Source organism: Ligilactobacillus sp. MP3 (assembly GCF_024436335.1).
In the GTDB taxonomy this organism is placed as follows: domain Bacteria; phylum Bacillota; class Bacilli; order Lactobacillales; family Lactobacillaceae; genus Ligilactobacillus; species Ligilactobacillus salivarius.
Genome location: NZ_JANFQI010000004.1, coordinates 17,762 through 30,303, shown reverse-complemented (window position 1 = coordinate 30,303; position 12,542 = coordinate 17,762). Strand labels below are relative to the sequence as shown.

Below are 12,542 nucleotides of genomic sequence, written 5' to 3'. Positions count from 1 at the left end.
TTTCAAAAAAATAAAATATATAATTTATTCATACGAAAGTTTGAGATGTAAAAGTCTCAAACTTTTTTTGATAAAAAATACCGATTAGAACTATATGAACTAATCGGCATAAGTTAATTATTAGAATGTTGCAGTATCTGGATCAGTTGCTAAATGAGTAACTCCACGTAATCCATCTAATTTCTTCATTTCATCATCAGTTAATTCAAAATCAAAAATGTCAGTATTAGATTTAATATATTCAGCATGAACAGATTTTGGAAGAGGAAGGAAACCATGTTGCAATGACCAGCGAAGCAGAACTTGAGGTACGCTATGATTGTGAGCTGCAGCAATTTCAGCAACTAATTCATTACGCAATAAATCACCAGTACCTAAAGGACTATAAGCTTCATTTAAAATATCGTGTTCTTTATTAGCAGCTAGTACATCTGGTTGGAGATCACTAGGATTTAAGTAGTTTTGGTTAACTGCAGGAACGATATTAGCAGTCTTCAATAATTCCTCTAGGTGATGTCTACGGAAATTGGAAATACCAATTGCACGAATTTTGCCAGCTTTGACTGCTTCTTCCATAGCTTGCCAACTTTCAGCATTTAACTCTGCCCAATGTTCACGAACTGCTACTGGGTTTGGCCAATGAATTAAGTATAGATCTAAATAATCAGTATCTAATTTTTGTAAACTTAAATCAATGGCTTTTTTAGTAGCTTCATAACCGTGAGAATCATTCCAAAGTTTAGTTGTCAAGAAAATATCATGACGGTTAATGCCACTTTCTTTGATGCCTTGACCAACGCTGACCTCATTGCCATAAGCTGCCGCTGTGTCAATATGACGATAACCAACTTCAAGTGCAGTTTTTACAGATTCACGAGTAACCTCGCCATCTGGAGTTTGCCATGTACCGAAACCGACAACAGGGATCTCTACACCATTATTTAATTTATATGTGTCTGTTAATGCCATTTTAATACCTCCATAAATAAGTAATCGCTTTTATTATATACCTTACTATTAGTAAGTATCAAATGATATGCTTTGAGGGGAAAGAAAAACACCTTACAAATACTAGTAGGGAAAACCAGTGCTTATAAGATGTTTTATGATATTAATAAATCAAAGTTCTTTTTTTAGAGATATAAGAGAATCGTAAGCTAGTTGATGATCTTCAAAATCAGTTAATCCTGAAATAATTAGTGAACCAACGATACCAACATCCTTAACGAAAATTGGAAAACCACCACCGCCAATAGTAAATTCTTTAGGAGAAAACCCAGTATCTTGATAAAATTTGGCTTCATTACCTGCATACACAGCCTTTTTATAAAAAGTAGAGTGATCAAAAGCTTCTACTGTATTTAATTTCTTATTAATCCACATATTATTTTCAGAAGATGTATTTTTTCCAGATCTAAAATAAACTTTTCTTCTATTTAATGAGATTAATATACAAATATTTTCAAAATTTTCAGAAGATGTACTTTTTTTAATTTCATTGACAAGTTTATCTACTAAAGATAGATTAAAGTATGGTAGGGTGGACTCAATTTCTTGTGATAAAACCTCAGATTCAGATAACATACGAGGACCTCCTAAACTAAAGTGAAAAATTAGTATCTACTTTTTGAGGTAATCCTGTTTCAATGGATTTTTGTGCTGCAATAGCTGCACGTTGAGCCATAATTACATCTTTTCCGGAAGCAACAACAGGCTTATCGTTTAAAAGAGAATCTACAAACATTTTCATTTCATTAATGTAAGCATCATGATATCTTTGAACAAACATAGGTAGAGGTTTCTTCAAAGATTCGTGATTTTTATTATATAATTCTACGGTGCTGTTATTGACATTTTCAGCCTTTAACATACCTTCGGATCCAAAAACTTCTACACGTTGATCGTAACCATATACGGCTCGTCTACTATTATCAATTAAGCCATATGCCCCATTTTCGAATTGTAATACCAAGGCTAATGTATCGATATCGTTAATTTCTTTTAATGTAGGATCGATTAATGTACCACCTTTAGCATAGACTTCAGTAATGTTACTATTCATCATATACCTTGCCATGTCAAAATCATGCATAGTGAAATCAAATAATAATCCACCAATACGCTTAATTAAATCATGTGGCAATAAATCGGGATCACGAGAAGTGATTTTAACAACTTGCGGATCACCAATAGCACCATTCCTAACATTTTCGTAAATATTTCTAAATTGAGGATCCATTCTACGATTAAAACCAACTTGTAATTTAACATTAGCTTTTTTAACTGCTCGTAATACGTCTAAACTAGCTTCTTCATCTAAGCTCATACTAAGAGGTTTTTCACAGAAAATATTCTTTCCAGCATTGGCGCAAGCGGTAACAATTTCTTCGTGAGTATCAGTTGAAGTGAAAACGAAGATTGTATCTATATCTGGGTTATTAAGTAAATCATGATAATCTTTAGTTTGATTAGTTATACCTAAATCATTAAGTTTATCGGAAATATTATCGATAAATACATCAGATACTTGTAAAATATTTATTTCTGGAATTGTCAGAAGATTTTGCAAATGCATAAATCCAGCTCTACCTAACCCTATAATACCAGCATTAACACGTTTCATAAAAACACATCCTTTAAAATAATAATTTTTTATTTGCTCTCTTTACCATTTTTAAAACTTTCTTGAATCTCTTCAAGTGATTTATTCATGGTCTCGGGAGCAAATTTATAAGCAAAAACAAAAGAAATAATATTACAAATAACGAAAATAGCAAAAGTAGATGAAATACCTAACTTATCTACGAGAATTGGGAAGAAGTAACCTACCAAAAAGTTAGAACCCCATAAGAAAAATGTTGCAAATCCCATTGCCATTCCACGTAGCTCTTGTGGAAAAATCTCAGAGAGAAGTAACCAGACAATAGGGGAAATACATCCTTGGAAGAAGCCTAAAAAAGTCATTGTAAGTAATATAACAGTATAAGGCATTAAACTAGAACCAATCATATACTTAGTAACTAAAGACATTAAAATTAATGAAATAGAAGTACCAGTAATTCCAGACAATAATAGTTTACGGCGACCGTTATGAATCATCAATTTCATACCTACAATTGTTGCTAATACAGAAATGACACCGTTGCCAATATTAGCTACAAGAGCTGCTTCATGGCCAAACCCTGCAACCATCAATATTGAAGTTCCGTAGTACATCATTATGTTAATTCCTATTATTTGTTGCATAACACCAACACCAATACCTATTAGAACTAACTTACGAACCCAAGGAATATTCAAATCTTTGAAAGACATTTTTTTAATATTATTGTTTTTCTCAATAGATGTCTCTATTTCCCTAAATTCAGTTTGACATTTACTATCTGAATCTCTAACACTACGTAACACAGACAATGCTTCATCATTTCGATGATGCATAATTAGCCAACGTGGTGACTCTGGAACCGCCATCATTCCTAAGAATAAGAAAGCAGCTGGTACCATACCAAAACCTAACATGTAACGCCAAATATGCCCAACATTGTCGAAGGAAGCGCCAAGGATCGCATTAAAAATAAAAGCTATTAATTGTCCACTTACGATCATCAATTCATTTCTTGTAACCATTCTTCCTCTAGTCTCGGCAGGAGAAATCTCTGACAGAAAAGTAGGTACTAGAACAGAAGCACCACCGACAGCTAGTCCTAATAGAAAACGAAAAATAATTAGGAAAATAGCATTAGGTGCAATAGAACAAAATAGAGTACAGAAGAAAAAAACAAATGATAGCCAAAACAGCATCTTTTTTCTACCATATCTGTCTGACAACTTTCCAATAATTAGTGCACCAACAGCAGCGCCTAAAGTTATACCACTAGTAACTAAACCTTCTTCAGAGGAAGAAAGATTTAATTGGCTAGGAGCACTCATATAAGAAAGAGATCCATTAATGACACCCGTATCAATACCGAACAACAATCCCCCAATTGAGGAAATGAAACCTATACGATTAAGATTACTGTTAATTTTATGACTTTCGAGATATTCAACAGATTTATGTCGGTCCTTTCCTTGTGCAATCATTACAAACAACCTCCCATTCCATAAAAAAGACATACCAATAATTAAATTAGGTATATATTTTTATGAAAATAATTATCATTTTCACAAACTTTAATTTGTCACTACCTTGATGTAATAATCAAAATGACAACTAGATTATTACACTGTTAACAAATTAAATCAAGTTAATTTAGTTTTTTTTTTTTTTTGAAAATATATTTCGAAAAGTGTTGACATTTTTGGATATAAGAATATCATATTAGGTGTAAAGCGTTTGCAACTCATTGTGAAAATGTTAACTATTTTCGTTTTTATATATTTTAAAAGTTTTGTTAACACTTGCACAAGTATGGCCATATTTAATTTTAGTTTGAGAGGTGGGAATGAGTTTGGATAAAAAAATTAATGTAGCGATTATCGGAGTAGGGAGAATCGGAAGTATACACTTCAAGAATTTAAAGTCTAATGATAGCGTAAACATAAAGTACCTATGTGATATAGCTGCTGATGATTCTTGGAAAAAAAAGTATGAAGGATATACAGTCATTACTGATTATGAGGAAGTATTAAGTGATAGTTCAGTTGACGCTGTATTGATTTGTACACCTACTGATTTACATCCGGCTATGGTTTCTGCGGCTGCTAAAGCTGGAAAAAATATTTTCTGTGAAAAACCACTAGGCTTTGATATGAATGAAATATTGAATTCATATGAAGATGTGAAAAAGTCTAATATTATTATGGGCGTAGGTTTTAATAGACGGTTTGACAAAAATTTTTATAGAATTGTTGAACATCGTCAGCTAGGAAATATTGGTGAACCACAAGTACTTAAGATAACTTCACGAGATCCTGAACCACCATCTATAGATTATGTCAAGCATTCAGGCGGATTATTCATGGATATGATGATTCATGACTTTGATATGGCTAGATTCATTCCTGATCATGAAATTACAGAAGTATATGCAACTGGTGCTAATTTGATAGATCCTGCTATAGCAGATGTTGGTGATATCGATACAGCTATCGTAACACTTACGTATGATAATGGAATGATAGGCGTTATAGATAACAGTAGACAAGCTGTTTATGGGTATGATCAACGTATAGAATTGTTTGGTTCTAAAGGCATGGCTAAGGCTAATAATGTTAACGATACAACAACAGAGTACTATTCATCTGAAGATGTTCAAAGTGATAAGCCGATGTTCTTTTTCTTACAAAGATATATGGATGCTTATAAGAGTGAAATCGAACAATTTATATCGTTGGTAGAAGGAAAAGAAATAGGAGATAGAGTTTTAGGATCGTATGAGGATGGCATCAAAGCTATCAAGTTAGCAGAAGCTGCAGCAAAATCTTTAAGAGATAAGAAGCCAGTTAAAATAGAAGATTTATAGGAGGAATTTATTATGGCAGATAAAAATGGTATTACATGGGGAATAGCACCAATTGGTTGGAGAAACGATGATATTCCATCCATAGGAAAAGATAATAACTTACAGCAATTATTGAGTGACATTGTAGTAGCTGGTTTTGAAGGTACAGAAGTAGGAGGATTTTTCCCAGGACCTGACAAGTTAAATTATGAGTTAAGATTAAGAAATCTTCATATAGCAGGTCAATGGTTCAGTAGCTTTATTATAAGAGATGGGATTGAAAAAGCTAGTGAAGCATTTGAAAAACATTGTCAATTCTTAAAAGCAGTTGGAGCACATGTTGCTGTTGTATCAGAACAAACATATTCTATTCAACAAATGGATGATAAGAATATTTTTACAGAAAAACCACATTTTACGGATGCTGAATGGGATAAGGTTTGTGAAGGATTAAATCACTATGGTGAGATTGCTACTAAATATGATATCAAAGTTGCATATCACCATCATATGGGAACAGGTATTCAAACGAAAGAAGAAGTAGATAGATTGATGGCAAACACTGATCCTAATTTAGTAGGCTTATTATATGATACAGGCCACATTTATGTTTCAGATGGAGACTATATGGATCTATTAGATAGCTACATTGACCGCATAGTACATGTACATTTTAAAGATGTTCGTAAAGATAAAGAACGTGATTCTCGTGAAAAAGGTTTAACATTCCAAGGAGCATTTTTAAATGGTATGTTTACTGTTCCAGGAGATGGAGATTTAGATTTTGTTCCTGTTTATAAGAAACTTGTAGATAATGGATATAAAGGTTGGATTGTAATTGAAGCAGAACAAGATCCAGATAAGGCTAATCCTTTGGAAATGGCTTTGAAGGCTCGTAAATATATCGATGAAAACTTATTAAATTAGTTAATATTAGGAGGATTATTGATTATGTCAGAAGCAAAGATTACTAAAGTAGGTATTGTAGGTATAGGATTTATTGGTAGAGATCATCTACATCGTTTAACTAAGACAATAGCAAATGTAGATGTAACAGCTGTATGTGATATTGTTCCAGGAAAAGCACAAAAAGCATTAGATGATTTAGGATTAGAAGCAAAGGATTACTCAGATTATCATGATTTAGTAAAAGATCCAGATGTAGATGTAGTCGTATGTACAGCAAGTAATGAAGCACATTATGAAGTCGTAATGGCAGCTTTGAAGGAAGGAAAATTCACATTTTGTGAAAAACCACTTGCATTAGATGCTAAACAATGTATGGATATTATTGAGGAAGAAAAGAAGCAAGGTAGACGTATGTTACAAGTAGGATTTATGCGTCATTATGCTCCTGAATATGTTCAAATGAAGAAAATGATTGATGATGGTGTGATTGGCCAACCACTAATGATTGATGAACGTCATTACAATCAAACACAACCTGAAGAGTATGATTCTACACGTTCTATCATAGAAACTGCAATTCATGAAATCGATCTAAACCATTGGTTAATAAGTGATGATTATAAGAACATTAGAGTATTTTCACCACTACAAACGCGTCATGTACAAAATAAAGATATTAAAGATCCACAAATTGTGATGATGGAAACTAAAAAGGGTATTAATATCTATCTTCAAGTATTTGTACGTTGTCAATATGGATATGATATCAAGTGTGATGTCATCGGTGAAGAAGGTGTCTTAGAGTTACCAACAGTACCTCAAGTAGCTACTCGATTAGATGCACAATACAGTACAAAGATTTTAACAGATTGGAAAGCACGTTTTGAAAGTGCTTATGATATTGAATTCCGTGATTTCATAGATCATGTATCGCAAGGAAATTCACCAGAAGGTCCTTCTGCTTGGGATGGATATATTGCTGCTGTTACTGCAGATGCAGCCTTAGTATCTCTAGAAAATGATGGAGAAAAACAAGATTTAGATTTCCCAGAACGTCCAGAATTCTATAAAGATTAATTAAATTAAATGGTAACTCGCATGGAGTAAATGAGTTACCATTTTTATGTAATGGAGTGGAGTTAATATGAAGAATAAAGATAATAGTCATCGTAAATATTTAACATTAGTTTCATGGATAACAGGTATGGGATCTTTGTTATTCGGATACAATACAGCCGTTGTAAACGGTTCATTAGGTTTTATGGCTAAGCCAAGTCAATTAAATTTATCTCCTTTTGCTCAGGGGGTTGTTTCAAGTGGGCTGACTTTAGGCGCAGCATTTGGAGCTGTTTTTGGAAGTCCTTTAAGTGATAAAATAGGTAGGAAAAAATTGTTGATATGGTTAGGAACCTTATTTACAGTATTTGCTTTAGGATGTGGATTTGCTCCAAATACAGGCTTTTTGATTGCTTGTCGTTTCATTTTAGGATTAGCTGTAGGTGCAGCCTCTGCTGTAGTTCCAGTTTATTTAGCTGAAATTGCACCAGCATCTGAACGTGGGAAAATGGTAAGTATGAACCAATTTTTGATCGTTTTTGGTCAATTTTTAGTATTCGTAGTAAATGCTATTTTAGGAAGCTTGTTCGGATCTAATGCAGGAATTTGGCGTGTAATGGTTTCTTTAGCAACCATACCTGGTATAGTACTATGGTTTGGAATGTATGCCATGCCAGAAAGTCCTAGATGGTATGCAACTAAAGGAAAGTTTGGTGAAGTTTTACAAGTTTTACAAAAAATTAGAACTAAAGCTCAGGCTGAAGCTGAAGCAAAAGAAATAGAGAAAAAAGCAAAGATTGATTTAGCAGCAGCAGAAGAGCAAGCATCATTTAAGGATTTTAAGAAAGACTGGATTATTCAGATTGTTATTACAGGTGGTATGTTAGGCATAATTCAACAATTTGCAGGTATTAATTCAATTATGTATTATGGAACTCAAGTTTTACAATCAAGTGGTTTTGGTGCTAATGCAGCTTTGATTGCGAACGTAGCAAATGGTATATTCTCATGTTTAGGTGCGATTATAGGTATGTATACAGTTGATAAGTTAGGTAGAAAACCACTTGAATTATTAGGTTTAATATTCTGTGGAATTTCATTAATTGCGGTAGGACTTATCAAAACATTTGCAGCAAATGCAAGCTGGACGCCAGTTACAATTATGATATTAATTTTAATCTATATTGTTATAGATCAAGGAACAATTGGACCTGTTACTTGGCTTATAAATTCAGAAATTTTCCCAAGTAGATATCGTGGATTAGGTACAGGTATTACAATTTTCACACTATGGTTTGCTAACTTCATCGTTGGATTGTTATTCCCAGTATTATTAGCAAGTATAGGCTTAGCAAATGTATTCTACTTGTTTGCAGCATTCTGCTTGTTTGGTGCTTGGTTTGTTTCAGTTCGTGTCCCAGAGACTAAAGGTGTAGAACTTGAAGAAATAGAAACATATTTTAGAGCTAAGTATGATCATTCATTTAAAGGAGAGTCAAAGATTAAATAGTAATGAGGATGGGAAAAAACTCTGTCCTAAATAAAAAAATGGCTAATTCACAAAATAGTGAGTTAGCCATTTTTATATAGTCAAGGAAATAAACTCCTGTTATGATAAAAATAACCAAACCCATCAAAAAAGGAGTTGTCTTGAAGTGCAACAAAAAAGTTAGACAAAAATAAAATATTTTTAAGCAGCTAAGACATGGGTTCGGTAATCAACCGGACTCATGTTTTTTGTTTTATTGGAAATTCGGTCATTATTGTACCAATTGACATACTTGTTAAAGAACTGTGTGAACTGAGAAATATTCTTACACTTCTTTATTTCAGGCTGTGATTCAACTTTAAAAAGATGGAAAAAACTTTCCATTGGAGCGTTATCTAGGCAATTTCCCTTGCGGGACATACTTTGAATTAAACCTAATGAATCAATCTTTTCACGATAATAGTCTAATTGGTAGTGCCATCCTTGGTCAGAATGGATAATTGGATTAAAGTTATTGGGGAGGTTATCCCCAAGCTGACTTAATGTATCCATAATCAACAGTTTATTTGAGCTTTGGCTAACAGAAGCGGCTAAAACTTCTTTGGTAGCTTGATCTAAAATGACTGACATGTAAGCCCAGGTCGAATCACCTAAACGTACTTGTGAAATATCCGTATGAAGAACAGTAAAAGGAGATGTAGCATCAAATGTTTGGTTCAACAAGTTATCAGCTACCTTACCAACTGTACCTTTATAAGAAGAATAGTGATTATTTTTACGGCGATTATACATAGATGGTTGTACACCTAATTCGTTCATTAAGCGACGTAAAGTAGCTTCAGCCATGTGATATCCAGCTTTCTCAAGAAGTGGTATTATACGGCGATAGCCGTATGTGTAAGAACCTCTCCATTTACCTTTTTCCGCTATTTCCTTGATTACCACCTTAACATCAGCATACTTATCATTTTTATTAATAATACGTTTGCGTTCGTCGTAATAGGTTGGTCGCTTCAAGTCAATAGTTTTTAGAAGCTCACCAATCCCATATCTTACCTTTTTGGCAAGTTTTGTTGGTCCACCCTGATCTGATTCACAATTATTGTTTTTTCCTTGGCTTTGAGGATCCGAACAGGGTTAACGATTTTTTTAAGATATCACGCTCCATTTTGACTTGACGTAATTCACTCTTTAATGCCGCAATTTCATCACTTTCCTTTTTTAAAATTTTACGTGCATCCTTCTTTGTCATTTTTGACATCTTACTTGGCCTACCTTTCTTCTTGGGTTTCAAAGCCTCAGATCCACCTTCCATAAACAACTTCAACCAGATGATATCTGTGAACACAAAAGATTATGGGAAGCCGCCACTTTGGACATTGAAACATCATTATTTAGGTAGTAGTTTATCACACGAAGTTTAAAATCAACAGTAAATTTACGTTTGAAATGTCGTAAATTCAGTCCTTCGGGTCCTTTTAAGTTGTATACAGTCCACCATTTTTTTTAGGTATCCTTTGGTAAAGAATACTTATTTTCTAACCATCGTTGTGAACAGTCAGTATCTAGATATTCCTGAATAAGATCTAATTTGAATTTTTGAGTATATTTAGTCATACGAAAAAAGCACCTCACAATCGCTAGACTTTGTCTAACAATTGTAAGGCACTTCAGATTCGTGCGCCCTTTTTTAGATACATTTCTATATTTTTTCAACAATTATCTGATAACAGTACATTTTTTAAGCGTGCAAAATTGATTTTATAGTGAAAATGGACATATATTTATCTGACAATATTATATTTCTGGTGGTATTCTATTTGCATTGAAAGAAAAATTGTTAACATCGCAAAAAGCTCGTCAAAAAATATTGTTGACAATAAATCTAATTAGACTATACTATAATGTTTATATGATATTCGTCTAATTAGACTATGATCATTTTTATAACTCAAGAAAATTGAACGAAGCAGTCAATTAACTGAGTATCTCCACAATATTTATTGAAGCTTGGAAGTATTTCTTCGTAAATAGCCAATAGAAAGAAAGGATGAAGAAAATGATGAAATCATTTTTAATGATAGGACAATCTAATATGGCAGGGCGAGGGTTCATCCAGGATGTACCTCCCATTTATAATGAAAAAATTAAAATGTTGCGTAATGGAAGATGGCAAATGATGACGGAACCTATTAATTATGATCGCCCTGTTTCTGGAATCAGTCTAGCTGGTTCCTTTGCAGATGCATGGTGTCATGAAAATCCAGAAGAGACGATTGGCTTAATTCCTTGTGCGGAAGGTGGCAGTACGCTGGATGAGTGGCATGTAGATCAGGCTCTTTTTAGACATGCTATAACAGAAGCAAAATTTGCTATGGAGAATAGTGAATTAACAGGAATTCTTTGGCACCAAGGAGAAAGCGATAGTATGAATGGGAAGTATAAAGTCTATTACCAAAAATTACTTTCAATTATGAAGGCTTTTAGAGAGGAATTAAATGCCCCCAATATACCGATTATTATTGGTGGCTTAGGAGATTTTCTAGGTAAAGAGGGGTTCGGGAAAAATTGTATAGAATATAATTTCATCAATCAAGAATTACAAAAATTTGCTTTCGAACAAGATAATTGTTATTTTGTCACAGCAGAAGGTTTAACATCTAATCCTGATGGTATTCATATCGATGCAATTTCACAAAGAAAATTTGGCTTACGATATTTTGCAGCTTTCTCTAATAGGCAGCATATATTAAAACCATTAAATAATGAAAATGAATGGACCAAGCTTCATAATGAACGACCACATACCCAAATGGAAAAGATATATATGGCAAGTCTGGAATTGGCGTTAGGCAAAATTTCCTATTCTCAATTTGAAACACATCTGAAACAAATCTCTAAGGGGTAAGGTGTAGCATAATAGTATATGAGTTCGAGGTGTGAGGAGGGCATTTTTTTGATTCCACTACTAATTTTAGGTCTATTAAAGCAAAAACCGGGTTCCTATGGGTACGAATTATTAGCTTTAATGGAGGATCGTCACTATAAATATATCGTAAACTATACAAAAGGATCCTTCTATTATAATCTGCAACAATTAGAAGAAAAGCAATATATTAAAAAAATTGATCAACTGGATGACACAAGAGAAAAGCATAATTATATCATTACAGAACGAGGAAACAAAGAATTCGAAAGATTAATGGTAAAGTATGGATCTAAGACCGATTATATCAATTTCTCTTTTTATGCAGCGATGTTATTTGCTAACGAATATAAAAAAGAGGAATTTATAAAGCTAATAAAAATACAAATTGAACAAACGAAAAAGAAAATTTTTTTATTAGATCAAACACTTCAACATAATGAAGCTATCCCTACTTATTTTAAAAAGATGTTGGAAAATTCCCGTTCTCATCATGTCGTAAACGTGCAATGGTTTGAAGAATTATTAAAGGATACTACTAGTGAAAGCACATCTAAATAACCGAACACACCCTAGAAAGAAGACATCTAGATATTATGAAGCTTGAGGAGGATTTGTTTTGCTGAGGTCTATCGTTATCAAAGAAATTGAAAGCAAATGGACAGCATCTATCTTTCTAAAGAGAATGAAGGGAAAAGGGATAGTTGGTATATAGCTT

11 protein-coding genes and 1 pseudogene are annotated in these 12,542 nt (G+C 33.2%); 6 read left to right on the top strand and 6 right to left on the bottom strand.

The window, feature by feature from the left end; all coding sequences use genetic code 11:
- Positions 1-120: 120 nt before the first annotated feature.
- The 4 genes from NOU10_RS04045 to NOU10_RS04030 form a co-directional block, all read right to left on the bottom strand.
- The gene (locus tag NOU10_RS04045) at positions 121-969 is read right to left on the bottom strand and encodes an aldo/keto reductase (protein WP_305119799.1); all 849 of its coding nucleotides are present in this window, start codon (positions 967-969) and stop codon (positions 121-123) included.
- A gap of 150 nt (positions 970-1,119) precedes the next feature.
- Positions 1,120-1,584, bottom strand: coding sequence for a heme-binding protein (locus NOU10_RS04040; RefSeq protein ID WP_095758936.1), 465 nt, complete (start codon positions 1,582-1,584; stop codon positions 1,120-1,122).
- A 16-nt stretch (positions 1,585-1,600) separates the two neighbouring features.
- Entirely contained in the window at positions 1,601-2,623 is a 1,023-nt protein-coding gene (iolG, locus tag NOU10_RS04035; RefSeq protein ID WP_095758937.1) for an inositol 2-dehydrogenase, read from the bottom strand.
- A 29-nt stretch (positions 2,624-2,652) separates the two neighbouring features.
- A complete protein-coding gene (locus NOU10_RS04030; protein WP_255906079.1) occupies positions 2,653-4,083 on the bottom strand; it encodes a sugar porter family MFS transporter in 1,431 nt (476 codons plus the stop codon).
- A 362-nt stretch (positions 4,084-4,445) separates the two neighbouring features.
- Between NOU10_RS04030 and iolG (NOU10_RS04025) the strand changes: the two genes are divergently transcribed.
- From iolG (NOU10_RS04025) to NOU10_RS04010, 4 genes are all read left to right on the top strand, one after another.
- A complete protein-coding gene (gene iolG, locus NOU10_RS04025) occupies positions 4,446-5,465 on the top strand; it encodes an inositol 2-dehydrogenase (protein WP_255906078.1) in 1,020 nt (339 codons plus the stop codon).
- A gap of 12 nt (positions 5,466-5,477) precedes the next feature.
- Entirely contained in the window at positions 5,478-6,371 is an 894-nt protein-coding gene (iolE, locus tag NOU10_RS04020) for a myo-inosose-2 dehydratase (RefSeq protein ID WP_255906077.1), read from the top strand.
- Between the two features lie 24 nt (positions 6,372-6,395).
- Positions 6,396-7,430 carry a Gfo/Idh/MocA family protein gene (locus NOU10_RS04015; RefSeq protein WP_095758929.1) on the top strand — a complete coding sequence of 345 codons (1,035 nt, stop codon included), beginning with the start codon at positions 6,396-6,398 and terminating at the stop codon, positions 7,428-7,430.
- 67 nt (positions 7,431-7,497) lie between these two features.
- Positions 7,498-8,919, top strand: a complete 1,422-nt coding sequence (locus NOU10_RS04010; protein WP_255906076.1) for a sugar porter family MFS transporter — start codon at positions 7,498-7,500, stop codon at positions 8,917-8,919.
- A gap of 180 nt (positions 8,920-9,099) precedes the next feature.
- Here NOU10_RS04010 and NOU10_RS04005 read toward each other — a convergent pair.
- Together NOU10_RS04005 and NOU10_RS04000 are read right to left on the bottom strand one after the other, a co-directional pair.
- Positions 9,100-9,948 (bottom strand): annotated as a pseudogene (locus NOU10_RS04005) (IS3 family transposase); the annotation flags it as partial.
- Positions 9,949-9,997: 49 nt separating this feature from the next.
- Positions 9,998-10,213, bottom strand: a complete 216-nt coding sequence (locus NOU10_RS04000) for a hypothetical protein (RefSeq protein WP_255906075.1) — start codon at positions 10,211-10,213, stop codon at positions 9,998-10,000.
- A 747-nt stretch (positions 10,214-10,960) separates the two neighbouring features.
- On the opposite strand from NOU10_RS04000, the gene NOU10_RS03995 reads away from it, so the two are divergent.
- Complete coding sequence (locus tag NOU10_RS03995) at positions 10,961-11,806, top strand: sialate O-acetylesterase (protein ID WP_370687295.1); 846 nt, start codon at positions 10,961-10,963, stop codon at positions 11,804-11,806.
- 48 nt (positions 11,807-11,854) lie between these two features.
- Entirely contained in the window at positions 11,855-12,385 is a 531-nt protein-coding gene (locus NOU10_RS03990) for a PadR family transcriptional regulator (protein ID WP_017552090.1), read from the top strand.
- The last annotated feature ends 157 nt before the right edge of the window (positions 12,386-12,542 follow it).

What these genes read in the sequence shown, in the direction of transcription:
- NOU10_RS04045 (WP_305119799.1), bottom strand. Translation starts at nt 969, where the DNA reads ATGGCATTAACAGACACATATAAATTAAATAATGGTGTAGAGATCCCT.
- NOU10_RS04040 (WP_095758936.1), bottom strand. Translation starts at nt 1,584, where the DNA reads ATGTTATCTGAATCTGAGGTTTTATCACAAGAAATTGAGTCCACCCTA.
- iolG (WP_095758937.1), bottom strand. Translation starts at nt 2,623, where the DNA reads ATGAAACGTGTTAATGCTGGTATTATAGGGTTAGGTAGAGCTGGATTT.
- NOU10_RS04030 (WP_255906079.1), bottom strand. Translation starts at nt 4,083, where the DNA reads ATGATTGCACAAGGAAAGGACCGACATAAATCTGTTGAATATCTCGAA.
- iolG (WP_255906078.1), top strand. Translation starts at nt 4,446, where the DNA reads ATGAGTTTGGATAAAAAAATTAATGTAGCGATTATCGGAGTAGGGAGA.
- iolE (WP_255906077.1), top strand. Translation starts at nt 5,478, where the DNA reads ATGGCAGATAAAAATGGTATTACATGGGGAATAGCACCAATTGGTTGG.
- NOU10_RS04015 (WP_095758929.1), top strand. Translation starts at nt 6,396, where the DNA reads ATGTCAGAAGCAAAGATTACTAAAGTAGGTATTGTAGGTATAGGATTT.
- NOU10_RS04010 (WP_255906076.1), top strand. Translation starts at nt 7,498, where the DNA reads ATGAAGAATAAAGATAATAGTCATCGTAAATATTTAACATTAGTTTCA.
- NOU10_RS04000 (WP_255906075.1), bottom strand. Translation starts at nt 10,213, where the DNA reads ATGGAAGGTGGATCTGAGGCTTTGAAACCCAAGAAGAAAGGTAGGCCA.
- NOU10_RS03995 (WP_370687295.1), top strand. Translation starts at nt 10,961, where the DNA reads ATGAAATCATTTTTAATGATAGGACAATCTAATATGGCAGGGCGAGGG.